We start from the raw sequence: 25,896 nt of genomic DNA on the forward strand, positions 1-25,896 counted from the left end.
CCGATGCATGGCGTAACAGACTAGACCACTATCAAGAATTCGTTATCATCGTTGCACTTGACTTGAAAATTGAGGAAAAAAATATTGCTCAGATTAAAGTACAACTTGCCGAACAAAAAGTTGCCCTTGATCAAATAAACGATAGCTTGGCTCATGTATTCATGGCCCGTAATCGACTAAAACTGATTGAAGGTGATAACTGCTATCGCGTGCAGTCTCACGGTGAATCTATTACAACAAGTCAACTATCAGTGGGAGAACGAAATGCTATTAGCTTATGCTATTTCTTCTCTCGAATAAACGCAAACGTTCGGGCTGATCAGGCATATCAACGGCCAATCTTTGTTGTCCTGGACGACCCCATCTCAAGTTTCGACTTTGAAAATAAAATTGGTATATTGTCATTACTTCGTGAAGAGCTTGAAAAAATTTTATTGAGCAACCCGGAAAGTAAAGTGTTAGTCATGACTCACGACGCGGAGATGTTTCAGCATTTCGCAAAAATCTACAGTGATATTGAAGACAGGCGAGGTTCGTTGGCTAAGTCCGGTAAATCAGCGGGTCCAAAGATCATTAGTCACCATTATCAGTTAATCTCTGGTAAATTGACTGAGGCTGGGACAAAATCTTTTAATGATTACGCACAACAATTAAAGGCAGTATATAACTACGCTGTGTCAGGCAATCAAGTAACTGGTGAAGACAACCGAGATTTGGAAATAGACTATGCACAGGAGGACTTATTCATCGGTAATACTATGCGTAGGGTCTTGGAGGCTTTCTCCACCTTCTGCTTCAGATGCAGTATTAGCGCAATATTTAACGATCAGGACATACTGAATAATATTCAGGCTGAACATCGTGATTTTCTCGGAACTTTTATGTATCGTCTCGTTTTTAATTCTGAAAGTCACAGTGAAGAGAGTATTCGGTCCCAACCAGATAGTAATTCCGTTGATTTCATTTCGCATAGTGAACTAGTTAAAACAGCGAGATTACTGGTGGTCTTCATGAATGATCTGAATTCTCTCCACTTACGTAAAATTATACCTAACTTTGATTCAGAAGTAGTCAAGGTCTGGGGACAAATGGCAGTTTAAAGGCCGCTGAGAAAACATACTCGGGCACCGCAAAATCCGTACGCGAAACCGCTATACCCCCCAGGACTCTAACAGTGGGATACTAAATACAACAATATTGCCCGAATACAGGGTAGAAATACTGATACGACGGTACTTCTGTTAAAGATACGAAGATGTGGATGATACACTTAATTTATCATTTCGCCAAAGTATCAGTTCTAATGATATCGTTAAGTTCGCTTACTGGCAGGAATCAACCAATATGTGTGGCACACGGTTCAACATATACAAAAAGACGGCGAAACGTTGATAGTAGGACAAACCTGCATTCAATGAATCGTCGTCTTCATTATGAACTACTTGGCTAGATGCGCGTACAGCGTGAAGAGCTTCGCCACACTGTCGCTTTCGGTCGTGGTCGCCACGTCCATACCATATGCTCGCATGACAGCGCGATCGTTATTTTGATGAGCCTTGCGTAACTCGCTTGGCATAGTCCTCTCGTCATACAAGTCAGCGTAGGTACTATCTGGGTAAAGTGCACGTGCGGTCAATATCTGTTGAGCAGTTTCAGCAATCTTGGCTTGTTGGTCAGCGGTAACGTGAGGCCAGGGGAAATTATTGTAGACAACCTTAGCTGAATAGCGATAACGCATCTCTAGCCGGCCCGCAACGGTTCGCATCCAGGCCATATGCACATTAGATGTCAACACGCCAAACTCGTACAAGTTTGCATCGGGAATCAGTAAGACTGCATCTCCCACCAGGTTTTCGGGCGCCATAAAGCCAATTGGAACATAACGTCGGTGTTCGCCGCTATGCCGCGGGATAACCAGAAAATTACCTTTCGGCATATTCTCGACGTGAAAGCGGGTTGGCCGCTCAGCGAGCTTACGTGTACCGGCGCTCTTGCTTGCCAGGCGGAATTCCTGTACCTTTTGGATCCGTTCCAGCACATGCGGCATCTTACGCAACTCACTAGGCGTTGCGTCGCCGATCCATAGACAGTAGCGCGGCTTTCGATTGATGAACTCACGCGAGCCATACCATGGCTTGAAGTACGGCTTTGAGGCGGGCTCGGCTTTGATGAAAGCTTTCATCTCGGCTTCATCGAATAGGTAGTTGCCATCATCAATCGGTTTATTGCCAATTCCAATGGATGGAACGTCGCAAATTGGTTTCTGACGACTTTCAATAAAGGCATCCTTGGCATCAACCAAATATGGGTTGATATGCTTAACGAGCTCAGGTTGCCCGCTACTGGTGTAGATGACCTTCTGTAGATCGCCAATCCGACTAAAGCCAACAATGACGCAAAAGACAGCGGCCTTTTCTTTGGCCTCGCTAGTCCACTTGAACGTCCGATAGGCGTAGTCGATGTGCATGTGATAACGTTCAAACATCGGTCGCCACAGCAAGGCAACCTGTTCCCCTTGTGTAATCGAGTTAGTTGAAACAAACGCGGCCCGAATGTTATGCCCTTGCATCAGTTGCGCTGCCTTGAGATACCAACCGGCCACATAGTCGAGATTACCGATTCCGGCCACTTGAGGATCGACCTGTTCAAGATCGCCTTTTTGCGCTTTGCTCATCAGCCGAGCCCCATTGAACGGCGGATTGCCAATGATGTAGTTGAGGTGGGTCGCTGGCACCAGTGCTGACCAGCTAAACCGTAAGGCATTGCCTTCAGTAATGTTGGTGTAGGTCTTCAGTGGCAAAAAGTCGATATTTGTATAAACTATGGATTTGGTCTCTTCCATCATCTGCGATTCGGCAATCCACAGCGCAGTCTTCCCGACCGAAACGGCAAAGTCGTTGATTTCAAAACCGTAGAACTGTTGGATTGAGACTTTGATGATCTGCTTTTCCAACGCCAGCATATTCTGGTCACCGTAAATCAAACGAATGGCATCATTTTCCAGCTTGCGTAACGACAAATAGGTTTCAGTCAAAAAGTTGCCTGAACCACAGGCTGGATCGAGAAAAGTCAAACCCGCAAGTTTGTCTTGAAATGCCACTGCACGCCGTTTGACCGTCGCGGGCTGTTTGAGCTTCTTGATGTCTTCAAGTTCAGTACGCAACTCATTTAAGAATAATGGATCAATCAGCTTGTGGATGTTTTCAATTGAAGTGTAGTGCATTCCTCCTTGGCGGCGAGTTTCAGGATTCAAGGTGCTTTCAAATACTGCACCGAAGATGGTAGGACTGATTTGAGACCAGTCAAAATCTGCGCTCGCGTGTTCAAGTAACAGTGCCCGTAATTCGTCAGTAAATTGCGGAATCTCAATGTCTTCGTCTGCAAACATGCCCCCATTCACATAGGGAAATTCTGCTAGCTTCTCATCGAGGTAAGGGTCACGCTTGTTGATTGGCGTATCAAGCACTTGAAACAGGTCAATCACAGCGTTACGCAAGAAGCGGGTCTCAAAGTCAGCTAAATAGTCATGAAACATACCGTGCCGGCCAAAAATTCCAGCATCCTCAGCATACAGACAAAATACTAGTCGAACCGACAGCTGATTGATAGAGCGTTGGGTTTCAGCAGAGCTTGGATCACGATATTGTTTGAGCAACTCATCATAGATCTGCCCGACCAGTTCGCCAGCCTGCATGGAAACTTGCATTTCTTTTTCAAGATGCGGATTCGCTTGATCAACTAAGAAATCCAAACGGTAGCATTCTTTCGGTAAGTCAGCCAGTGTAATGATGGCAGGATCGCCCCCTGGTCGTTCCATATCATAGACATAGAATTCGATGAAATTGCAGGTGATAATCCAACGTGGCCGTTGTGAGTAGGGTAAATTCATGGCGTACCGTTGCGCCTGTTGGAACGGCGTTAAGAAAGTCCCATCCGATTGTTTGATGCCCTTGCGTAAATCCTTGGTGCGTCCCTTCTGCTCAATCATGACGTTTGTTGCGGTGATGTAACCGTCAATAAAGCTTGTGTGATCAAGGTGGACCTGATCCTCAAAACTGATATATTCTCCAGGTTGACTAATACCGTAGACGGTTTCCAATAAGTCCAACCAGAATGTCTGACTGTCTTGCCGCTCATTACCGCGATGCTGCCACCGCTTAACGAACTCATTGGCGGCATCGCGCTGTTCATTTGGCCTCAACATACTGCATACTCCTCACTTGTTAATTCATGGTTGTCTCATGGTTAATATTACCCCAAGTTCAGGGAATAGCGAGTGTTTAACAAATAGCTCTGAAAGGAAAATACACCGTGAGTCACTGCACCTTACAGCGAATCATTTGGCTTCAAAAATGTTCTCAGGCACAACTCCATCCCATTCCCGCTTCAGCGCGGCAATGGCTTCCACATGCCCAACCCGCGCGGACCGCTGCAGGTACTGCTGCACGGCAGCGTCTTTCTCGGCTGCTGGCGCGGTCACCGCATCCGCCACTAACCACGATCCGGCAGCAAGCCAGGCGCCTGGCGTTTCCTTGGCGACTTGTAGCAGCCAGCGCTGACCTTGCACGAAATTCTGGCGGGTTGGCTTGTCCTCGTTTTTCACGACCTGTACCAGCACTTTTCCCAATGCATCGAAAAAGTAGGAGATATAGCCGTTCATCGGCGGATTTTTCTCATACAACCGCTTGCCGTGGTTGATGAGCGCTTGCACCTGATCCACTGGCAGCCAGCTCATCACAGCGTGCACCGCCAAGAGTTCCATGCGATACCAAGCCTTGGCACTCAAGAGCGCCTGCAAAATGGTTTGGGCGGTGGCCCGCATCTGCGCTGGCTCCGCAAGGCCAGGCGCGGCGCTTTGCAGGATGAATTGTTGCATGGCGAGAATTTGCTTCGGTTTGGCGAGTTGCGTCATGAAAGTGTGGTAAGTTTGCTGCGCCTGTGCCGGCTGGTCTTGGAGGTTCGTATAAGTGGCCCACAGCGTCCGCACGCCGCTAGCCTGCCCGGGCGCGTGGCGAATAAAGGCGAAGGCCTGCGACGGGAACATGCCGAGCTCACCCATCAGCGCGGTCAGGGTCGCAAAACCAAGTTGCGTTTCACCCGCTTCGAAGCGGCGTAGGGTCGTCGGGCTCAGCGCTACCGCGACGTCCTCGACGCTAACGCCCATGTATTGGCGCTGGTTTTTGATCAGTTCTGGCAGGGTATGGCTGACGAGCATGGCCTGCGGGTGGTCGATCAGCGGCTGGTGCTGAACCTGGGCGTGCTGCATGCGTGCGAACATGTTGCGGAACCAGTAAGCGTCATCCTGGTTGTTCATCACCAAGAGGTCGTCAATGATGGCCTTCACTGCCGCAGCGTTGGTGGCAGTGGGCTGATGTACCCAGCGCGCCGCAGCGACACCGAAGTACCAATTCGAATAGAACTGGGTCACGAGCACTGACGCCTCTGGCCGGGCAAAAGTCGGAGTCAGCTGCTGCTGCAGGTCGTCCGCCAGGGCCAGGTCGTGATCCATCAAGGCGCCGAGCCAGATGATCATCAGGTACATATCGCGCATGACCCATCGTTCATCAATGGCTTCGACCCGTTGGCGCAGCAGTTCCAGTAATTCGTGGCTGGCAGGGCCGACAATCAGCTTCAGGACATCGGTCACCATGGCGGGGTTGTAGCGCATGGCAGCGAGGCGGTCAGCGAGAATCTGGTTTTGCGCGGCGGTGAAGTGATAGGTTGGCTCCGGCCAATGCGCCATGGCGTCAAACAGCACCCGCGCATAGTCAGTGAGGGCGTTGTGCTGGGGATGCGCCGCTAGGTAACTTTTGCGCCACTGACTGCCTAACGCCGTGTGATAAGACAAAGCGTAGTTCAGAATCGTGAGGGGAAAATAGCGCTGTTTGGCCTGATAGAGATAGTAGAAATCTTCATTTTCAATCCCGAGGCGCGCCATCAAAGCGATGGCCTTATCGGCGCTGAGGTCTTGTTGGCCGCGTTCAAAGCGCGACAAAGAAGCCGCCGACCAATCGCCAGCAGCTTCTTTGAGCGTCACCCCGCGCCCAGTGCGAATATCATGGAAAAACTGGCCGAGTGCGGCGACTTCGTGATTATTCGTCATCATCTGCCACTAGTGCTTCAGCCGGGCGACAACGGCTTCAACGGCCTGCTGCTGGGCTGGCGTGCGGTAAAAATTCCGGCGTAAATCGCTCGTACTAATCGTGTGATCCTCGAAGACCTGGTCGGAATCGTTGTAATTTGGGTTGCGGATGGCATAGGTAATCGTGGTTTGGTTGTAGTGGAAAGGAATCTGCGTGACCGCGGTGCCGCTGCTGACCAGATAGGGATAGCTTGGCGTATTGTTGTCGAAGGTGACATTCGGATCATTAGCCACGTCATCCCCGCGCAGCATCATAATCATGACGCCAATCGCTTGCGGGCTCATCGGCCGGTTTTTGATGGCGGCTTGCGTTTCCGCGCTGGTACTGGTGCTGTCGCTAGCGGTGGTATCACTGCTCCCGGAGTTATCACTGGTTCCGGTGTTGTCACTGGTCTCGGTGCTATCACTGGTCCCGGCGTTATCACTGGCGCTCGCGTTGGCGATTTGGGCAAAACTATTCTTCACCTCAGTGTTGCGGGTCGGGGTCAGAATTGGCCAGCCGTCGCGCGTTTGATCGACCAGCGCAATCGGACTGCCTTCGTGAAAGGCAAAGACGTAGGTGATGTGATTCGGCAGTGGTGGTACTGAGCCATCATAGTTGTAAATGGCGACCACATTGTAATCGTATTTGCCTTCGCCAGTGGGGGCCCAGCCAATGGTGCCCGGCGTGGTCTGTTCAATCTTGATGCCTTTCAGCGCGTCAGGATACGTGGTACCCACTGACGTCTTCAGCGGCGTTTTGCCGTCGTATTCGGTGTAGCTTTGGCCCATGGTCGGCGCCCATTGCGCGATAAAATCCCTTAGTTGTTGCTCCTTGGTCGTGTTCCATAAGGCTTGCTTCTGTGAAGAAGAGGCAGCCGTTTTTTTAGTCGTGGTCTGCTTCTTTTTGGCTTTCGTCACTTTGCTGGACTTGGTGGTGCTGTGGCTTGATTTAGCGGGCGTGCCGCAGCCGGCTAACCCCACCAGGGCCAGGGTCGCGCCTAGTGCAACTAACTTTGACAACAGATGCTTGGTATTTTTCATTGTGTGTCGCCAGTGGCCTGCCCTGTGGCCCCGGCGTACTCCTTCCCGGTGCTGCCTGTATTGTATAACGCTTGCCGGCGCCTGCCAAATCAGCGGGCGAGAAAAGCCCCAATCAACCCGCCAACGATCCCGCCGGTGACCCCGCGGGTGACGGCGTCGTCAGTGGATTGCTGCTTGGCTTTGGCGGCCATGACCATTTTGTGCGCCCGTTTACACTCATCAGAATTTTGATAACGGATGGTTTCTTTGTTGCCTTGATAACGCCACAGCACGGTTTGCGAGCCTTTCATCTGATGCTGCTGAATTTCGACGGTCCACTTGCCAGGCAGGGCTTTGGCTAAACTGGCCAGCTGCATTTCAGCGCCGATGCGGGTTTGGTCATAGTCGTTGGCCTTGATGGCGTCAATCAGGCGTTCCAGCTTGAGGTCGTCAGTGGTGATGACCACTTTTTTGGTCAGGGTGTTGGCCTTGGCAGTGTAACCGCCTTGGTTGAGCACGTTAGCATCCACGGCATTTTTCACCACCCCAGGCAAATACAGCAGGCGGTAGGCAAAAAAGACGGCGAGCAGCACAGCAAACGCGGCGGCTGCCCAACGCAGGTAACGCTTGCGTGCTGGGCTTTTGGCGGCGCCTTGCAGTTGCTTCAAGCCTTGCTTGGCGCGGGCCGCTGCGGTGGTGGCGGCTGCGGTGGCAGCACTTTTAGCCTTGGCGGCTGTTTCATTGACTTTCTGCTTAGCAGTATCGCCCGCTTCGACCTTGTGGCCACACTTTGGGCAGTAGCTAGCGCCAGGATCGAGCTTGGCCCCACAATTAGAACAGAATTTCATGTGATTTCCCCCTTAGTCCTTCTCGGTAATCCAGTCGCCTTGCGATTTGTTCAAGGCGTACTGTGAGGAGCTGCCTTCTTCGACTTCCCGCAGTTCCCATTGGCCTTGATCGGTCAGTTGATAAATCACGTTGTATTCGATGATGGCGGTGGTCGACTTGCCGTAATTCTGGTTCGTCATGCCGCCTTCCAAGCGTTTGGCCGCTTCGGTTTCCTTCATTTTGACGTAGGTCTGGATATGCAGCCGCGTGGGATAAATCCGGTCTAGGTTGTCGTTATGGTCAAAGGCAATCTCGACATAGGTGGCGTCGTCTGCGCCGTTGCTGTCGGGGTCGACGTTGACGGAATCGCGATTGAAATACTGCCCCTCCACGGTGTAGCGGGTTTTGAGGTCGCCGCTGTCGGCGACGGTGCCGGTGCTGCCCCACAGCGATTTCAGGTAATCGGAATGACCGGGTAATTCCGCGGCGTTGCGATCATCCACCGCTTGGTAGAACTGCTTCAGATCTTGGAAAGCGTGCTTTGCCAGTACTTTGGCATCGACCTTGCCAAGATTGTAAAAGCCTTGGGTCGTGGCGAATAAGTCCGGAGACAAATCGTACTTGAAGGATTCGGACTGATCCATGGTGGCATTCTGGGCTTCATGGGCGACGTCGAAAGAATGGCTCTTAATCGTGCCCAGCCAAGGCAGCTGGCCGGCCAAGGTGAAATTGCTCCGTTCATGCATCGTGACGACGTTTTGCTTGGTCGGTGAGAGATAGGCGCCGGTGGCTTTGCCATTTTCGTAGACTTCTAGCCAGCTTGGGCCTTGCGGCAGGCCGTATTTGGCTTTGGCGCCGAGCAACTGCTGGTGTTCTTTTTTAGCTTTGGCCGTGCTTTGCTTTTTCGCGCTGGCGCGCTGACTGGCGGTGCGGCTCGATTTTTTGGCTGGTGCTTGATGGCTGGACATGTCGACATTGCCGATTCCGCAACCACCGAGCAATACTGCAAGGCTGACCAGCGCCAGCGTGATACCCCGTTTTTTCATGTTTGACTCGCTCCTTGGCGACCGGGCCTTTAAGCCTTGGTCCGGCCTGACGATTGTTTAATGGTTTACCCCATTTTTCCGTTCTTAGACCAGCCTAGCGCGGAGCTGGCGTGAGGCAAAGGAGATTTGCATATCTGCATGGTGAGTTGTACACAATTAGTTTTAAAAGCCGGGTGGGGATTAAATCACGGTAAGAATCCTGGGGCAGCGCTCTCATTCTTTTGTGCGAAGATGTACAAGGCTGGCGGGTTAACGTAGAATGAAAAGATATTGGGGGCGGGAAACATGACAGAGGCACCATATCAAAAACTGACCGGGCGGCTTTTTCTAGAGCTGATTCGCCTGCCAGTCAAGCTCGCCTCGGCGATGCCGTTTGCACTGGGGGTGTTGTACGCGTGGTACGACCAGCGCGGGTTCAATGGGGTCAACACGCTGATTTATTTTGTCGGTCAGCTGAGCATTGCCTGCTTCGTCACCGGCTTCAACAATGTTCAGGACTACTACAAGTCCAAGGACGAGCACTATCGGCAAAAAGGCAACATCATCGGCACGGATCATTTGAATCCGCGGCGGGTGATGGCTTTGATGCTGGCGCTTCTAGCGGTGGCGGTACTGGCTGGGCTGATCTTGGTCTGGCGCACGAACTTGGTGCTGCTGCTGATTGGTGGGGCGGCGATCGGCATCGCGATTTTCTACACTTTCGGACCGATGCCGATTTCGCGGCTGCCGATCGGTGAGGTGGTATCTGGGGTGACGGAAGGCTTTGGCACCTTTTTTATTGCCTACTTCGTCAATGTACCCAACCGGCCGCTGGCACTGGATCTGAGCTGGCAAAGCTTCAGCCTCTATGGCAGCGTGCCGGTGCTAGCCAAGCTGGTGCTGGTGGCGGCGCCGATCATCATCCTGGATGGGAATATCATGTTCGCCAATAACATCGGCGACATCCAAGAAGACATCACCAACCACCGCGCGACCATGGCGGTGTACCTCGGCCATGACCGGGCCTTGGCGATTTACCGCTGGGTGCCAGTGGCGGCTTATGCAGCGATTATCGCCGCGGTGTTCTTGCACGTGATGCCACTGGCCACGCTACTCGTGCTGCTGCTGTGGCCCTTGATTCATCGCAATATCGCCCGCTTCCTGCAAGTGCAGGTGCGGCGATTGACGTTCAAAACTGCCGTCAACAACCTGCTATTGACCGCTGGCGCCGAGGTGTTGGTGCTGGCCGGCTGGTTGGTGTGGCAACAAGTTTAGGGGGAGTTTTTAAGATGAAAAAGACATTACTGGGGCTCTCGGCCCTGCTGGCAGCGACGCTTTTGGTGGCTTGTGCGCCCAAGGAAATCAGATTGAAGGAATCTGCGGCTAAGTCGAGCAAAACAACGAAAACCGCGACCAAGGACGTGACCTTGAATCTCGGTACGATGTCGGCGCCGGAATCCATTCCGCTCTACGTGGCCAAAGAAAAAGGCTATTTTGAAGATCAGCACCTGAATGTCACCTTGCAAAACTTCAAGTCACCGAAGGACCGTGACGCGGCGGTGGCGTCTGGTCAGCTGGATGGTGCAGTGTCTGATGTGGTGACGCTGGCGGCGTATGAAAACGGCAAGCTGGGTTGGAAGATTGCCACTGGGCTGAATGGCTCCTTCGGCATTGTGTCCAATCAGCCGGCCATCAAAACCGTGGCGGATTTGCGCGGCAAAACGATTGCCACCATGCCGCACCAAACGCCTACTTTCTACCTTGATCAAGAGCTGGCCAAGGTGGGTATGAGTGAAAAAGACGTTAAAATCACCGAAGTCGCCCAGGTGCCAGCCCGGATTCAGCTGACCTTGGACCGCAAAATCGACGCCATGATCGTGCCGGATCCGTTCATGGCGATTGCCAAAAGTAAAGGCGCGCATGTCGTGGCGCAAAGCGACCCGGTGGCCTACCAAACCACGATTTTAGCGGTGGCGCCGAAACTGGCTAAGCAAAAAGCAGTCACCAAGCGCTTGCTGGCGGCGTATAACCAAGCGGTCAAGACCCTCAATGCTGGTAAAGCCAGCGATTTTGAAGCGATTTTGACCAAGGATATCGGCTATCCGGCGGCCTTGGTGCCAAAGGTCAAGCTCGTACACTACACCCAGGCGCATGCCGTCAAAACTTCAGTGCTGAAGGCGGCGTTCGCCTATGCCAAGGCGGAAGGTGTGACCACCACCACGCTTGATCCGGCCAATGTGGCGCTGCCATGAAATTAACCGTCGCGGGCCTCACAGCGGTACGAGGCGACCAGCCGGTGCTGGCTGACCTCAGCTTTGCTGTGCCTGACCGCGGCATTTTGGCGGTGCTGGGGCCCAGTGGCACCGGCAAAACCACGCTGATTGACGCGCTGACCCGGCAGCTGCCGAGTACCGGTGATTGTCGGTTAGATGACGCGCCCATCGATCCGCGCCACCAGCATTTGGCGGTGGTGCCGCAAGATTATGGGCTACTGCCTTGGCGCACGGTGGCGCAAAACGTCGCCCTGCCGCTGAAAGTCAGTCAGCACCATCGCCTGGATGCTGCGCAACACCAGGCCGTGGCGCAGGTCATGGCAGCACTGGGCATTGCTGAGCTAGCCAAGCGCTATCCCAACCGCTTAAGCGGCGGCCAGCAGCAGCGCGTGGCGCTGGCACGGGCCTTCGCCCAAGCCCCGGATCTGCTGATGCTGGATGAGGCTTTTTCCGCCCTTGATCCGGTGGTCAAGGCGCGCGCTTATCAGCTGTTTATCAGCCAGTGGCAAGCACGGCCGGTGACGACGCTGCTGATCACCCATGATCTGGAAGAGGCGCTGGCGCTGGGGGATGCGCTGTTGATTTTGCATCACGGCCAAGGTCAGGTGCAGGCCAATCCATTGGCCAAGGTGCCGCTGACCACCCGCCGCGAAGATGCGCGCTACTATCCGGCAGTGGCGGCGCTGCGTCAGGAGGTGGAAGCATCATGGCAAGAGTAACCAAAACCCTGGGTGCGCTGCTGGCACTTAATCTGCTGTGGTGGCTGGCGGCGGTGCTGGTGGGGAAGCCGGTGCTGCCCACGCCGTTAACCGTGTATGCGGCCTTCCCGCAACTGCTGGCGCATCAAATCGGCTGGCATTTGTATTTCTCGCTGTACCGCTTGGGCTGGAGCCTGGTGTGGTCAGCGGTCATTGGCATTCCACTGGGGATTTTGATTGTGCGGGCGCCGCGATTTGGGGCCTGGGTCGATCCCGTGGTGTACCTGACTTATCCGCTGCCGAAAATTGCGTTGCTCCCAGTGGTGATGCTGCTGGCTGGGCTCGGGGATTCCGCCAAAATTATCATGATTACCATGATCACGGTGTTTCAAATCATCATTTCGGTGCGCGATGCCGTGCGGCAGGTGCCGGCAGGGGTGTACAAACAGCTGCGCGTGGCTGGCGCCAACCGCTGGGAGTTGTTCCGTGATGCCACCTGGCCGGCCAGCCTCGCCGGGGTGCTCACCGCGCTGCGACTCGCGTTAGGGACTGCAATTGCCACGCTGTTTTTCACTGAAGTTTATGGCACCAGCTACGGACTCGGGTATTTCATCATGGATGAATGGAATCGGCTGGATTACCCGCTGATGTATGCCGGCATTGTGGTACTGGCGGCAGTGGCCTTTGCCTTGTTTGCGGTGCTGAATGCCGTGGAGCGGCGCGTGCTGCGGTGGCAGCAAGTCTAGAGCAGTTAAAACAGCGCTCGCCCGGCCAAGCCTGATGCTTGGCGGGCGGGCGCTGTTTTTGAGTTGCTGGCATGTCCCGGGAAATACGCAATGGCGTGATGGTGAAAAAGCTAGCATCGGCGGTTATTAAAAGTTTTATACTGAAGGCGTACCTCGTCATTGCATATTCGAAGGAGGAATTCGCATGGAATACACAACATTGGGCCGTACTGGCCTGAAGGTGAGCCGGCTGGTGTTAGGCACGATGAACTTCGGGCCCCGCACCAGCGAAGCCGACGCCGATCACATCATGGATCGGGCGCGTGAGCTGGGGATTAACTTTTTTGACACGGCCAATGTGTATGGCCGCAGCAAAACTAACCCGGCAGGCCACGCCGGTTGGACCGAAGAGATTGTTGGCCGCTGGTTTGCCCAGGGGGACGGCCGCCGGGAAAGCACGGTGCTGGCTACCAAAGTCTATGGCCGCATGGATGACTCGACTTATGGTCCGAACGACCCGGCCGGGATTTCGGCGTACAAAATCAAGCGCAGTCTAAATGATTCACTGCGCCGGCTGCAAACCGACCACATCGACTTGCTGCAGATGCACCACATCGACCATCACATCAACTGGGATGAGATTTTTGGCGCCTATGAAGCGGCCATTGCGCAAGGCAAAGTCGTTTACGCGGGCTCCAGTAACTTCGGCGCTCGGCACCTCGCTTTTGCCGCCGCCCACGCCCATGACCGCCACTTTCTTGGTTTGGTCGCCGAGCAGCATAAGTACAATTTGCTGACCCGGCTACCAGAGCTGGAGCTGCTGCCAACGGTGAAAGATTTAGGCATGGGCCTGATTATCTGGAGTCCGCTGGAATCTGGCCAGCTGGCAGAAAACATTTTGCATCCGACTGACCTCACTGGCCGCCGTGCTGAGCAAAGCAAGCACCTCAGCGCCGCCCGCCGCGAGCAGCTGACCCGCTTCGAGCAGCTTTGCCAAAACCTCGGCGAAACTCAGTCCACAGTGGCCTTAGCTTGGCTGCTGCATAACCCAGTGGTCACCGCGCCAATCATCGGCCCGCGCACTATCGAACAGCTGGAAAGTGCGGTGCACGCGCTGGATGTGCATTTGTCGGCTGATGTCTTGGCCGAGCTGGACGATATTTTCCCACCGGTTGGCGCTGCACCAGAGGCTTACGCTTGGTAGAATAACGTGCTAACATCGATTTTTAGTTAAAAATGGCCCACTCGAATAACACTGCGAGTGGGTTTTTGTTTGGCTTTGGCCAGTGCAATTAGCTTTAACCTTGGCTTTCTTGCGTACAATCCTTATGTTAAGCTAATTGAAACATAACAATACATAGACAGAAGGACTGACACGATGCCCAAAGCCGCCTCACAATCCAAACCTGAAACCGCACCGCTGCCCTTAGCCCCTTGGCAGCGCCAGCTTTATCCCCGCCTTGGTGCCGCCCTGAAACGATTGCCCCTAGTAGTGCTGGGAGTGCTAGCCTTGATGATGATCTGGACCGCCATTCCGCGCGGCAGTAGTACTGTCAAAGTCGATCCAGCGAACATTTTTGTGTCGGACAACGCGCATCTGCTCAGTCCCAGCACCAAAACCGCCATTCACCAGCTGAATCAGCGCTACAAAACGCTACCGAAAAAGCCCCAACTGATGGTGATTACGGTGGACCATTTGCCCGCCAATACATCGATTGAGCAATTTACCATCGCGCAGGCGACCAAGCTAGGTGTCGGGGATGCCGCTGCAGACAGCGGGGTGGTTTACCTCATCGCCAAAGCTGAACACCAGGCGCGGCTGGAAGTGGGCTATGGCATGGAAGATCAGGTGCCGGACGCCATGACCGATGTCGTGACCGATGCCCAGGTGAAAAATGACTACCGCCGCGGTGATTACGATGCCGGGGTACAACTGGTGACGCAGCGGCTGGATCAGTTGATTCGCACCGGTGACATTCAGGCTAGCCGCATCAAACCGGTGCAATCCGCCGCCGGCTTCCATCCTATCGCGGCAATCTGGACCTGGCTGAATACGGCACACAGCTTCTTGACGCTAATGGTGGCGTTCTTCGGCGTCGTGGTTGGCTTGTACGGGCTGCGGCGGCTCGGCTGGCACCTGCAAGCGCGCGTCTGGTTGGATGATTTGGTGCAAGGTTATCTCGCCGCAATGCACAGCGTGAATCCTGACCTCGCTGCGGCGCCGCTTCTGACAGTGCCGCCGGCTGCTACTGTGCAGTCGGCTAAGGCCACCTTGCGCGCTCAGCTCCAGCCAGATCAGGCCCAGGCGGTAGCCAAAAACACGCTGCCGGATTACTTCAGCATGCAGTTTGCCTTTGGTCACATCACCCTCGCGCAATTTTACGCGAATGCGCGCAACCCTGGCAGCGAGTTTAAGCAAACCAGCATGTTTCGCCGGCATCACCAAGACTGGTACCATGCTGACACCACCGCGGCCAAAAAGCGGCAGCTATGGCCTAAAGCCAAAGCGAAGCCGGCTAACACGGCGTCAGCCGATGATGTGCGGCCGTATTTGCTCACGCCGCTGATGCAAGCCTGGTGGTGGCTGGTGCGTCTTTTGACCAATGGTTGGGTGCTGATTTTGCTGGTGGCAGGGCTGTTCTGGTACACCGGCCACACCTATTCGCTCTGGGCCTTCGAACTGCATTATCGCCTGTTGGCCTGGGGCAAAGCGGCGCTGCACTTCCTCGAGCGGCTGCTGGCAGACGGCCAATCGCCGCTGCAAGTGCTGAATTCCCTGGTGCTCGGCTTGCTGGTTGGTGGGGTGATCATGGCCGGTTATTTTGCCCTTGATGCGCTGGGCACGCGGGCTAAGCGCCACCTGGAGCTGAATCACATGATTCGCGATTTTGTCGGTGACTTGCGCGTGCGGGTGAAGCAAGATGACACGGATCAGGCCCTGGCCGCGGCCTTGGCCAATGATGATCCGACCATCCTGCAGGCAAAAACGGCCCTTAAAGCCAGCCTAGCCGGCAAGGTTAAAGGTAAAAAAGCTAAAGGTAGTTTGCCGGATTACTATGACATGGCCTTTGCTTTTGGCAAGGTGACCGTCGCTCAATTCTTTGAAGCTGACGAAAGCACCAAGGCTTACAAATCCAGTTCGATGTATGTCAATCACGCCAGCGACTGGTATGCCAGTGGTTCCAGCGATGGTGGTGGCGGCGATTCCTTTGGTGGTGGCGGCTTTGGCGGCGGAGGCGGCACTTCGAGCTGGTAAAGCATGGGTGAGCGATCATTTTTGGCACGCATCTCAGCGTGCCTTTTTGAGTTCAGTCGTTTTGACGCAACAAAAAACCGACATCTGAAAAGATGTCGGTTACTAGTCTGGGTGTTCGGTGAGTCGAACCCAGTTTCACATGAAACGCGGGGTATAATGTCGGCATATGGATGCTTATATATTGCGTTTGGTGATATGCCCTTATCTATCTACAGGCTGCGGGTCAATGATCTCGAGAGTATCGCCCAGCTGGATGTTTTCCTCAAAAAGGAGTCCAAGTGGTGGGTTATCCCAGTCGAAACCTTTGACAGGGCGAATCATTTCGATTCCAGTCACGACCGCCATTTTTCTGCCGTTCCAAAGCATGACATCACCAATCTTGACCGTTCCTTTTATGTCGTTGGAACACAAACTGGCAACAGTACCGCGGCCCTCGATATGTAAAACGTCTCTGACCACCGCCATAGTTTATCCCCCTAATAGTTGATCTACCTGGCCACCTTCTTGGCTGCGCTTCTCTCCCTTGCAATATCGGGCATTTACCGTAATTATACTGGGTGCTTGCGCTTGAGACAATGTAATCGGTCTACCTGCAACAAAAAACCGGCATCTTTTCAGATGTCGGTTACTAGTCTGGGTGGTCAGGGGATCGAACCCTGGACCCACGGATTAAGAGTCCGTTGCTCTGCCAGCTGAGCTAACCACCCATTGCGACATTGCCATTTGACAACCTAAATATACTAGCATACCGCCGCGGGGAGATGCAACCATTTTTTTCAGCCGCGCGGCGGTCGAGCGCCTTAGCTGGCATAAAATACCACGACTGTGATACAATCTCGACAATGTTAAAAGCATCACGAATTGGAGGTAGAACATGAATAGAGCACAACTCAAAGCCCAGGCAAAAGCGCGCTTAAGCGGTAAATGGGGATGGGCGCTGGTTTTGGTGTTGGTGGGCACCATCTTCGCCAGTCTCATCGGCGGCATCACAGTAGGAATTTTGGAATTGATGACTCTGGTGGGGCTTAACTTCTCGTTCTTGCGGCTGATCGACGACGATGATCAAGGTCATGGCCTCTTCAATAACATCTTCAGCGGCTTTACCGGGACCCGGCCCATGGCGGTCTTTCTGAACACTTTGCTGACCAATATTTTCACTGCACTTTGGGGGCTTTTGTTGGTGATTCCGGGAGTGGTGAAGGCCCTTGCCTACGCGCAGGTGCCTTATATTCTGGCTGACATGCAGCAGGCCGGCGCCGAGATTGGTGCAACAGATGCCATCACGGCTAGTCGTCAGCTGATGCAGGGGCATAAGTGGGAATACTTTGTGTTGCAGCTTAGTTTCATCGGTTGGGGCCTGCTGGCAGTCCTGACCGCTGGCATTGGCTTCTTGTGGCTGAGTCCCTACATCCAGGCGACCAATGCGGCCTATTACCGGCAGCTGGCCGGCGACCGGTTCTTGAATGATGATGCGGACTTTTCAGATTTCTAAGCATTTTTGCTAAGTCCTAAAATTCCGGCCGCGTGCCGGTTTTTTTATGCCGCGGCCACAAAAAGGCGGTAAGCATTTCTGCTTACCGCCTTCTACTCTGGGTGGTCAGGGGATCGAACCCTGGACCCACGGATTAAGAGTCCGTTGCTCTGCCAGCTGAGCTAACCACCCAAGACATCTCTATAACGCTTAATACTATATCATGCGGGCCCTACGCGCGCAACGCTTTTTTACGAAAAAGGCGGCAGAGACAGGAAAAATTTGCGCCACCGGAAGCGCAAATCGCCTGAGTGAGAGTGAGACCTGTGATCAGAACAAAAAAGGCCACCTGCATTGATTGCAAATGGCCTCAAGGTTTAGTTGTCGTGCACTTCGAACAACGGGTGAATCGATTGGTTCGTGGAGATCAGCTTGATGGCTTCGCCCAGCATCGGCCCCACGGATAAGGTGACCATGTTCGGCAGATGCTTCTCGGCCGGCACGTTGATGGTGTCGGTGATGACGATTTGCTTCAAGTTGAGCTTGCCCAGCGCGGTGGCCGCGCCATGGGACAGCACGGCATGCGTCGCGGCGGCGTAGACATCCAGCGCCCCGGCGTTTTTCAGGGCCTTGGTGGCGTCAATCACGCTGTTACCGGTATCGATCATGTCGTCGATGATGATGGTGTGTTGACCACGGACATGGCCGATGACGCCCACTTCACCGTTATCGGTGCGCTTGTCGACAATCGCGATTGGGGTGTTGAGCAATTCGGCTAAGGCGCGGGCGTGCTTGGTGCCGCTGTGATCAGGCGCCACGACCACCGTATTTTCCGTGCCAAGGTGCAGGCTCTTGAAGTAAGAAGCAAACAGCGGCATGGTGCGCAGGTGATCGACTGGCAGGTCGAAGAACCCTTGCAGCTGATCGGCGTGCAGGTCAACCGCGACGAAGCGGTCGATGCCATCCATCGTCAGTAGGTTGGCCACTAGCTTGGCCGTAATCGGTTCACGGGACCGCGCTTTGCGGTCGGCGCGGGCGTAACCGTAGTAAGGCACCACGACGTTGATGACATGGGCGCTGGCGCGGCGCAAGGCATCGACCATAATCATCAGTTCCATCAGATTTTCGTTGACGGGATCTGAGATGGGTTGGATCACGTAAACATCGGCCCCGCGAACACTGTCGTCCAGGTCGATTTGAATCTCACCATCGGCAAAATGCTTCACCGAGGCTGGGGATAGCGGTAAACCAACTTCTTTTGCGATTTTTTCGGCTAGCGGCACGTTGCCGTTCAGCGTGAAAAGTTTAACTCCTGCCATGATTCGCTCCTTTGCTGTGCGTATGCTGACTTAATTATACGCAAGTTTGCTTGACTTGGCTATTTTTAGGCGAGCAACGGCGAAAAAAACGGACCGGCAAGCACAAACCCGGCCGCTGGGGCGATAATTCACTATAATGAGAACTGGGAGGTGCGGCGAAGATGGAACGATTACTACCCCTTAAAAATGCGGTGAACCTGCGCGAACTCGGCGAGTATCCGGCAGCTGGCGGCGTCATTGCGCCGCATAAGCTCCTGCGGTCAGGCTCCTTGTCGCAGCTAACGGCCAAGGAAGCTGAGTGGCTCCAAGACTATGGCCTGAAAACGGTGATCGACTTGCGCACGGATAATGAAGTCGCTGGTAGCCCCGATGTCGTGGCACCGGGGGTCAAGTGGCAGCAGTTGTCGGTGTATCCCTTTGCCGACGCCATGGCCAACGGCAGCTTCACCAGGCACCTCGCCGCAATGGCGGATCGCCGCATTGATCCGATGGCCGAGGCATATTTGCGGATGTTAACGGATTCGCACGCCATCAAAGTGTTCCAGCAGGTGTTCGCGCTGCTGCTGGCCAATGACCAACCCGGCGAGTCGGTGCTGTTTCACTGCGCCGCGGGGAAAGATCGCACGGGGATGGCGGCGATGTTGATTGAAGGGGCGCTTGGCGTCCCAGAAGCTACCATTCGCCAAGATTACCTACTCACCAATACCGTCTTTTTCGCTGATTCTGAGGTGGTGGCAGCGGCCTTGAAGCCTGGCGCCAGCGCGTTGGTGGACAAGCTCAATGCCCATGCTGCCGAAGCTCAGTGCTATGTGGCGGTGCGTGACTTCATCACCAGCGAATACGGCGACTGGGCGGAGTATGTTCAAGCCGCGCTCAAGCTGAGTGATGGCGATTTGAAGCAATTGCGGAATTTATATGTGAAGCGGCAGTGAGCGCCTTTTTAACCCTTGTGGATGAAAACGGTTTACTCGGCGTCGGACGAGGTTCCAAACGATAAAAATGATGAAAATATTTGTCTAGACCGGTTGACTTTTTACCTCCGACGTCTGATAATGGACTAGACCAAAGCAAAGGGCGCAGCGTCTGTCATGTGGATCGACGGCGTCATTTTACGAGGAGGAATAGATATGCAAGTAAAAATCGTTAAGGATAAGACTGAAGGCGGCCAGGTCGCTTTCGATTTGATCAAAAAAGGCATCGAGAACGGCGCCAAGGTGTTGGGCCTGGCCACCGGGAGCACCCCAATTCCGCTGTATCAAGATATGATCGCCAGCGACTTGGACTTCAGCAACTTGGTTTCCGTCAACTTGGACGAATATGTGGGTCTGCCAGAAGACAATGAACAAAGCTACCACCAGTTCATGAAGGACAACCTCTTCAACAAGAAGCCATTTGCTCACTCATACGTGCCAAATGGTAACGCTGCTGACATCGACGAAGCCGCCAAGGAATATGACCAGATCATCGCGGATAACCCAATTGATATCCAAATCTTGGGCATCGGCCGCAACGGTCACATTGGCTTCAACGAACCAGGTTCCGACCTGAACAGCACCACCCACAAGGTGAAGTTGACCGAAAGCACCATCGAAGCCAACAAGCGCTTCTTCGATGATGAAAAAGACGTCCCCCGCTATGCGATTTCCATGGGCATCGGCTCCATCATGAAGGGTAAGCAGATCATCTTGATGGCTTACGGCGAAGACAAAGCCGACGCTATCAAGGCCACCATCGAAGGCCCGGTCACGGATCACGTGCCAGCTTCCGTCCTGCAAAACCACAAGGATGCCATCATCATCGTGGATGAAGCAGCTGCCAGCAAGCTGAGCAAGTAATTTCATTTTTCACTCTCATCGGCTCTTGGCGCAAAGATTGCGACAAGAGCCGATTTTTTAGTCGAAAAAATGCTTAAAAAATGTTATTTTAATAGTATAAAACTCAATTATGTGGGGATAATTCTGAGCGCCATGTCGTTTTACCAAGCGTAAAAAGTGCGCGGCTTGCGGCAGGCTATTTTGGCTAAGGAGGAATATATATGGCCATGACCGATTTATTTTTAAAGCGCACGGCTTTGGCGCAGATCGACCTGCTCCGCACAATTCAGCGTACGACTAAGTGGCAAGTACCGGTGGCTGAACAAGTGGCGCAGGCGCGCGAGCGCGCCGACCGCACCACCGATGTGAACTTGAAGTACCTCGCCCAGGTGACCAACGAAAGCTACAGCACGGTTTATAACACGTATAACCGGATGATGACCAACCTGGCGGCGATTGGCGGCGAGAAGGCGACGGATAAGCTGCTGCAGACGCCTGACGGTCAGCTGCGCGTGCTCCTGGTTCAGCAAAGCCTGGCTTATCAATTTTTACAACATTTGGTGGCCGAAGACATGCCTAACTTTGACGACTTCCTGACCCAGGCGGCGGTGTCGAAGGTCACGGCGCTGCGCTACCTGCGGCCGCTTCGCGATTTTGGCAAACAAATGGGCGTGAAAATCAGTTACGAAAAAATGCAACTGACTGGCTCTGAGCAAGCCATTCGGCTGTTTCTGACCCTGAGCTACTGGCTCGCCACCGATGGCGCGGCTTGGCCGTTTACTGTGGTGAAGCACGCTGATGCAGCGGCTGAAGCAACGCGGGTGCTGAAGGCCTATCAGCTGGACATGCACAATCCGGTGACCTTGGAGCTGTTCCACTATTTCACCGCGATCAGTCAAACCCGGCTGGCCCAGCAACACCTGGCGCCGGCGCCAGTGCTGGAGCTAAGCGCGGTGCCGAATTTATACGCCACCAACACTGAACTGAGCGTCTGGCAGCAAGCCAATGAGTCCCAGCAGATGCTGGAAATCTTTTTGATTTTGCCGCTGGCAGTCGGGCCGAATGACCCCGCCGTGGCCGAAATCGACAACGGTCTGGCGCGGTTCAGTCCGGTGATGCGGCAGCTGGTGGATCGCTTCTTGGAAGCCACCCCAAGCTACCGCCGCAGCCCGTTCCGGCGCCTGCTGCAGGTGTCCTTGGCGGCCATTGCCATGAGCGTCGTCAACCTCGGCTTTGACCTGGGGGCGCTGCTCGCCCAATTCAATCCGCATATCGGCGGCGCCTGTGTGCATGACACCGACCGGCCGGAAATCGAAGCCGCGTTGACCCAGGCCATGGCCCGGACCAAGAACCAGGCCGATGCCCCGCTGAACCGGCGCCTTAAGGAAATGGCGCCGCTGCTGGTTGACCGCTTCCATGCGACCTTGTTCCAACTGAGCCGCTTTGCCAAGCCAGCGCGCCCCGTCAAAGTGGGCCTGTTGCTGGAGCCGGCGATGCTGGGCTTTGCGGATCTGTTGACCTTCATGAATCAACAAACCAACGTTGAGCTCGTGTATGATCACTTTGAAGAAGCAGATCTGATTATCCAGGATTCCTCCTTGCCGCTGCATTTTCCCGGCAAGCATCAGCCGCTGCTGTTCCGCTGGGACATTGCCGCTAGCGGTGATCTGTTCGGGGAATTAGCGGCTCTGTTGCGGACGTTGCAGCAAGAGTTTAACCAGTAACCTACTCGGCGTACGAGCAACGCCTTAGTATTCGCTTTGTCCAAACTTTACTGCCGTCGCAGTCAGGTTTTGACGGGGCGATTTTTTTCGGCCACGGGTCGCCTATGTTAAACTAGGCTTATTAAGTAAGCAGGAGGCTATTATGACCAAAGCGGTGTGCTTTTTCGATTTAGACGGAACGCTTTTGAACCAAGAAAAACAGGTGCCGGCCGAGAACCTGGCGGCAATCAAGGCGATGCAGGCCAACGATGTCCTGCCGGTGCTGTGCACTGGCCGTAATCGCTGGGAGCTTGATGAATTGGTGGCAGAAACCGGCATCGATACGCTGATCTTAGGCAACGGCGCGGATGTGTTCTACAAGGGCCAACATCTGTTCCAGAGTCCGGTTGGCGCCCCGCAACTCGCCCGCTTTGCTGGTCAAGCTGCCGCTGATGACCTGGCAATTTCGTTTTACAACGACCGCCATATCGCGGCGACCCAACACAACGATTACATCAAGGCGAACTATAGCCTGGTGCATCAGGCGCTGCCGGCAGTTGATCCGGATTTTTACCACAAAGAAGCCGTGGTCATGATGCTGCTGTTCACACCGAACACCGAAGCGGGCCGGGCCGTGGGCGCCAAGTATGTCGCCGCCTTCCCGGAACTGAACTTCTTCCGCAACGGCCCTTACGCCTTGGATGTCGTGAACCAAGGCATCACCAAGGCTACGGGCATCGATGTGTTGACGGACCGGCCCGAGTTCAAAGGCGTGCCAACATACGCCTTTGGGGATGGCAACAATGATATCCCAATGCTCAAGCGCGCGACCGTGGGTGTGGCGATGGGCAATGCTTTGCCGCAAGTCGCAGCCGTAGCGGATTATCAGACCGATGATTATCTCGCCAACGGGATCCCGAATGCGTTGAAACACTTTGATTTGATCTAAATTGAAGCTAATAAATGACAAAACAAGCAGGCCGAAGGGGCCTGCTTGTTTGATTCTGGGCTAATCGATGAGGCGGTCTTTTTTTGTTTATGTTGTTAAATAACCGGCTAAATACGCACAATCGCTGAGCTGGGCAGATATTACGGGAAAAGTTTCGAAATTTTTTGCGGTCATTTCTGACGATTTGCTCGAAATGTCAGCGTTTACTTTCAAAATTTTGAACAATATATCGATTTTTCACAAGCTCGTTGTACATCCGGTAAGGTCGGGAACAATTTTTGCTCCACGTCTTATAAATATAAACAAATCGTTGAATAATCTATCACATAATTAAATGTTGATGAATACAATCAGCGCGTGTGACTTAGACAAAAGTTTGAAAGACTCATATTTCGGAAATATATTTATAATATGCTGTAATTATTATGCTGTTTGACTTTTTTTCTAAATCGATTAGATTCAGAGTATTGCTAGGAGTGTGAACTAGTAAAATATACAAATTTTGTCATTTAATAGAGTAGTTTGGGGGATAATGATGGAAAAGAAAGAGATAAAGGTCCATTTTAAGATGTATAAAGCCGGTCGGCAATGGTTGGTTGCCGGCATTGCGGCGTTTGGACTGGGAATAACAGTGACCACTGCCGGTGGGCAACAAGTCCAAGCCTCGGTTAATGGATCGTCAGTGGTGTTGACAAAAGCAGCGAAGACTTTACTGGATGAACAACCGGAACCGGCAGATACCACAAAGATTCAAAGTGAAAATCTCGATTTAACTGGTTCTTATTACGATGTAACGAATAACTTTAATGCAAATGGCGATTCTTCAATCGAAAAAATTGGCGATGAAGCCACAGTGGTTCTAACACCTGATGCGGAACGTCAGTCGGGGAATCTGACCCTTAATTCCCAAATAGATTTAAACTACGACTTTGACATGACGGCAAATATCTCCTTTGGTCATGGCGATGGTGTTTCAATCGGGTTTCATACCGGAAATACTAATCAGTTTGGCCGCAATGGTGGTTCATTAGGGTTTGCGGATCTTCCAAACTCTTTTGGGTGGAAGGCTGACACTTATGTCAATCAATATGGTGGCCAAAATAAAAATGATACTACAGCGGACGGGATTCAATACTTTGGCCCAGATCCCACCGCTCATTCAAAATTTGGTGCGTTTGTTTCAACTGATACTACCAATCATGTCACTATAAATACCGATGCAGAATCCGCGCAGGGTATTGATTCGAGCTACAATCAGCTTCACGTTCATTATGATGCCAAGAGCAAGACGTTGACGGTTGAGTTAACGAAGCCAGCTGTCAAATATGATAATGCGTGGTGGTTGAATGAGGAAGAGGACACTAAAACCTGGACCGAGGATATCTCTTCTTTAATTCCAGATGACGATTTAGTATCATTTTTTGTTGCAGGTGCCACTGGGGATGCCTATCAGGAGCAATCATTCCAGCTCAAAACCTTTAATTATCATGCTGTTGGCACACTTCATGTGAAGTATGTTGATGCGGAGCATCCTGATGCCAAACCGTTAGCCGAAAAGGATATTAGAGGAGCAATTGGTACTACGATAATTGCTCAGGACATGGACGATTATAAGAATACAATCGACAAGCTTGCTGCTGAAGGGTATTCGCCAGCTGATCCAAACACACTTATTCAGGAAGACATCAAGGCAAATAATTCTAATCCGCTTGTCATTCCAATGGTCAAGAAATACAGTGCAAAAGTGAAGTATCTTGATATTGACAACGGGAATTTATCACTGAGTCGAGAGACTACGATTTCTGGTAAGACTGGTGAGCTTGACAATTTTGTGGACGTCAAAAATACACTCGATACCTTAGAGGCTGCGGGTTATGAGGTTACCAACCCTGACCTGTTAAAAAACTTTACCTTTACGCCTGAGAATAACGGACAGGTTTTTGAATACCTGTTGAAGCACAGTCATACGACTATTACCCCAACGCAGCCGAACGGACATGAAAACGATCTGACCAAGACTGTCACACAAACCATCAATTACGTCTACGAAAATGGCGATGACGCCGCAAAGGCGAATACGCAGACAATCACTTTTACCCGTACGGGTAAAGTCGACGACGTTACCCGAGATGTCGTTTACACTGCTTGGACTGCCGAAGGTAAAGATACCTGGGAAACAGTTACTAGTCCCACCATTGATGGATATAAGCCTGATACAGCCGAGGTAACCGGCGTTAAAGCCGATCCGGAAGACAAGTCAATTACGGTGACGTACAAGGCCCAGCCAGATAAGGCTCAGGTCAAGTTTGTCGACGATGACAATAATAAAAAACAGGTTGGGACTTTCGACGTTGATGGTGTGGTAGACTCAACCGTTCCGTATAACGCCAAAGATAAGATTCCCACCGGATATGAGTTAGCTGATGATAAGCAGCCTGTTTCAGGTAATGTGACGATTAAGCCTGGGGTTGAAGATGATGTGACGATTCACCTGAAGCACAGTCACACGACTATTACACCAAGCCAGCCCGGTGATCATGAAAAAGATCTGACCAAAACCGTAACGCAAACCATCAATTACGTCTACGAAAATGGCGATGACGCCGCTAAAGCGAATACGCAGACAATCACTTTTACCCGTACGGGTAAAGTCGACGACGTTACCCGAGATGTCGTTTACACTGCTTGGAC

Annotated in this window: 20 protein-coding genes and 2 tRNA genes; 13 read left to right on the forward strand and 9 right to left on the reverse strand. The window is 52.9% G+C overall.

Annotated features, from left to right (window positions below; genetic code table 11):
- Window positions 1-1,100, forward strand: a 1,100-nt coding sequence (locus JUF11_RS11575; RefSeq protein ID WP_204119709.1) for an AAA family ATPase, incomplete at its 5' end; no start/stop codon positions are given.
- Window positions 1,101-1,438: 338 nt separating this feature from the next.
- Here the strand turns inward: JUF11_RS11575 and JUF11_RS11580 are convergent.
- From JUF11_RS11580 to JUF11_RS11600, 5 genes are all read right to left on the reverse strand, one after another.
- Window positions 1,439-4,201, reverse strand: a complete 2,763-nt coding sequence (locus JUF11_RS11580; RefSeq protein ID WP_444542911.1) for a DNA methyltransferase — start codon at window positions 4,199-4,201, stop codon at window positions 1,439-1,441.
- A gap of 135 nt (window positions 4,202-4,336) precedes the next feature.
- Window positions 4,337-6,103 carry a helix-turn-helix domain-containing protein gene (locus tag JUF11_RS11585; RefSeq protein ID WP_204119711.1) on the reverse strand — a complete coding sequence of 589 codons (1,767 nt, stop codon included), beginning with the start codon at window positions 6,101-6,103 and terminating at the stop codon, window positions 4,337-4,339.
- Window positions 6,104-6,112: 9 nt separating this feature from the next.
- Window positions 6,113-7,165 carry an Lreu_0056 family protein gene (locus JUF11_RS11590; RefSeq protein WP_204119712.1) on the reverse strand — a complete coding sequence of 351 codons (1,053 nt, stop codon included), beginning with the start codon at window positions 7,163-7,165 and terminating at the stop codon, window positions 6,113-6,115.
- 89 nt (window positions 7,166-7,254) lie between these two features.
- The gene (locus JUF11_RS11595; RefSeq protein WP_204119713.1) at window positions 7,255-7,992 is read right to left on the reverse strand and encodes a zinc ribbon domain-containing protein; all 738 of its coding nucleotides are present in this window, start codon (window positions 7,990-7,992) and stop codon (window positions 7,255-7,257) included.
- A gap of 12 nt (window positions 7,993-8,004) precedes the next feature.
- Window positions 8,005-9,018: a hypothetical protein gene (locus tag JUF11_RS11600; protein WP_204119714.1), complete on the reverse strand. Its 1,014-nt coding sequence runs from the start codon at window positions 9,016-9,018 to the stop codon at window positions 8,005-8,007.
- A gap of 285 nt (window positions 9,019-9,303) precedes the next feature.
- Here JUF11_RS11600 and JUF11_RS11605 point away from each other — a divergent pair, with 285 nt between their 5' ends.
- The 6 genes from JUF11_RS11605 to JUF11_RS11630 all read left to right on the forward strand — a co-directional run bounded on the left by JUF11_RS11605 (window position 9,304) and on the right by JUF11_RS11630 (window position 15,949).
- Window positions 9,304-10,272: a UbiA family prenyltransferase gene (locus JUF11_RS11605; protein ID WP_204119715.1), complete on the forward strand. Its 969-nt coding sequence runs from the start codon at window positions 9,304-9,306 to the stop codon at window positions 10,270-10,272.
- Window positions 10,273-10,286: 14 nt separating this feature from the next.
- Entirely contained in the window at window positions 10,287-11,249 is a 963-nt protein-coding gene (locus tag JUF11_RS11610) for an ABC transporter substrate-binding protein (protein ID WP_204119716.1), read from the forward strand.
- A complete protein-coding gene (locus tag JUF11_RS11615; RefSeq protein ID WP_204119717.1) occupies window positions 11,246-11,989 on the forward strand; it encodes an ABC transporter ATP-binding protein in 744 nt (247 codons plus the stop codon). The genes JUF11_RS11610 and JUF11_RS11615 overlap by 4 nt, the downstream gene beginning before the upstream one ends.
- A complete protein-coding gene (locus tag JUF11_RS11620) occupies window positions 11,977-12,714 on the forward strand; it encodes an ABC transporter permease (RefSeq protein ID WP_236000581.1) in 738 nt (245 codons plus the stop codon). The genes JUF11_RS11615 and JUF11_RS11620 overlap by 13 nt, the downstream gene beginning before the upstream one ends.
- Before the next feature lie 184 nt (window positions 12,715-12,898).
- Window positions 12,899-13,897 carry an aldo/keto reductase gene (locus JUF11_RS11625; protein WP_204119718.1) on the forward strand — a complete coding sequence of 333 codons (999 nt, stop codon included), beginning with the start codon at window positions 12,899-12,901 and terminating at the stop codon, window positions 13,895-13,897.
- 174 nt (window positions 13,898-14,071) lie between these two features.
- Entirely contained in the window at window positions 14,072-15,949 is a 1,878-nt protein-coding gene (locus tag JUF11_RS11630; protein WP_204119719.1) for a TPM domain-containing protein, read from the forward strand.
- Window positions 15,950-16,150: 201 nt separating this feature from the next.
- On the opposite strand, the gene JUF11_RS11635 is transcribed toward JUF11_RS11630, so the two are convergent.
- Entirely contained in the window at window positions 16,151-16,414 is a 264-nt protein-coding gene (locus JUF11_RS11635) for a hypothetical protein (RefSeq protein ID WP_204119720.1), read from the reverse strand.
- Between the two features lie 169 nt (window positions 16,415-16,583).
- Window positions 16,584-16,656: transfer RNA gene (locus JUF11_RS11640), tRNA-Lys, on the reverse strand.
- Window positions 16,657-16,823: 167 nt separating this feature from the next.
- On the opposite strand from JUF11_RS11640, the gene JUF11_RS11645 reads away from it, so the two are divergent.
- The gene (locus JUF11_RS11645; protein ID WP_204119721.1) at window positions 16,824-17,441 is read left to right on the forward strand and encodes a DUF975 family protein; all 618 of its coding nucleotides are present in this window, start codon (window positions 16,824-16,826) and stop codon (window positions 17,439-17,441) included.
- A 98-nt stretch (window positions 17,442-17,539) separates the two neighbouring features.
- Here the strand turns inward: JUF11_RS11645 and JUF11_RS11650 are convergent.
- Together JUF11_RS11650 and JUF11_RS11655 are read right to left on the reverse strand one after the other, a co-directional pair.
- A tRNA-Lys gene (locus tag JUF11_RS11650) sits at window positions 17,540-17,612 on the reverse strand.
- Window positions 17,613-17,797: 185 nt separating this feature from the next.
- Window positions 17,798-18,739 (reverse strand): ribose-phosphate diphosphokinase, encoded by a 942-nt coding sequence (locus JUF11_RS11655; RefSeq protein ID WP_125580612.1) that lies wholly within the window; start codon window positions 18,737-18,739, stop codon window positions 17,798-17,800.
- A 161-nt stretch (window positions 18,740-18,900) separates the two neighbouring features.
- On the opposite strand from JUF11_RS11655, the gene JUF11_RS11660 reads away from it, so the two are divergent.
- The 5 genes from JUF11_RS11660 to JUF11_RS11680 all read left to right on the forward strand — a co-directional run.
- The gene (locus JUF11_RS11660; RefSeq protein WP_204119722.1) at window positions 18,901-19,671 is read left to right on the forward strand and encodes a tyrosine-protein phosphatase; all 771 of its coding nucleotides are present in this window, start codon (window positions 18,901-18,903) and stop codon (window positions 19,669-19,671) included.
- A 195-nt stretch (window positions 19,672-19,866) separates the two neighbouring features.
- Window positions 19,867-20,574, forward strand: coding sequence for a glucosamine-6-phosphate deaminase (nagB, locus tag JUF11_RS11665; RefSeq protein WP_204119723.1), 708 nt, complete (start codon window positions 19,867-19,869; stop codon window positions 20,572-20,574).
- Window positions 20,575-20,774: 200 nt separating this feature from the next.
- Window positions 20,775-22,277: a helix-turn-helix domain-containing protein gene (locus tag JUF11_RS11670; RefSeq protein WP_204119724.1), complete on the forward strand. Its 1,503-nt coding sequence runs from the start codon at window positions 20,775-20,777 to the stop codon at window positions 22,275-22,277.
- A 142-nt stretch (window positions 22,278-22,419) separates the two neighbouring features.
- Window positions 22,420-23,205: a Cof-type HAD-IIB family hydrolase gene (locus JUF11_RS11675; RefSeq protein ID WP_204119725.1), complete on the forward strand. Its 786-nt coding sequence runs from the start codon at window positions 22,420-22,422 to the stop codon at window positions 23,203-23,205.
- A 535-nt stretch (window positions 23,206-23,740) separates the two neighbouring features.
- Window positions 23,741-25,896 (forward strand): lectin-like domain-containing protein (locus tag JUF11_RS11680; protein ID WP_204119726.1); only part of this gene is annotated, 2,156 nt, incomplete at its 3' end.

The sequence above is a fragment of the Lacticaseibacillus suilingensis genome (genome assembly GCF_016861845.1).
Classification (GTDB): domain Bacteria; phylum Bacillota; class Bacilli; order Lactobacillales; family Lactobacillaceae; genus Lacticaseibacillus; species Lacticaseibacillus suilingensis.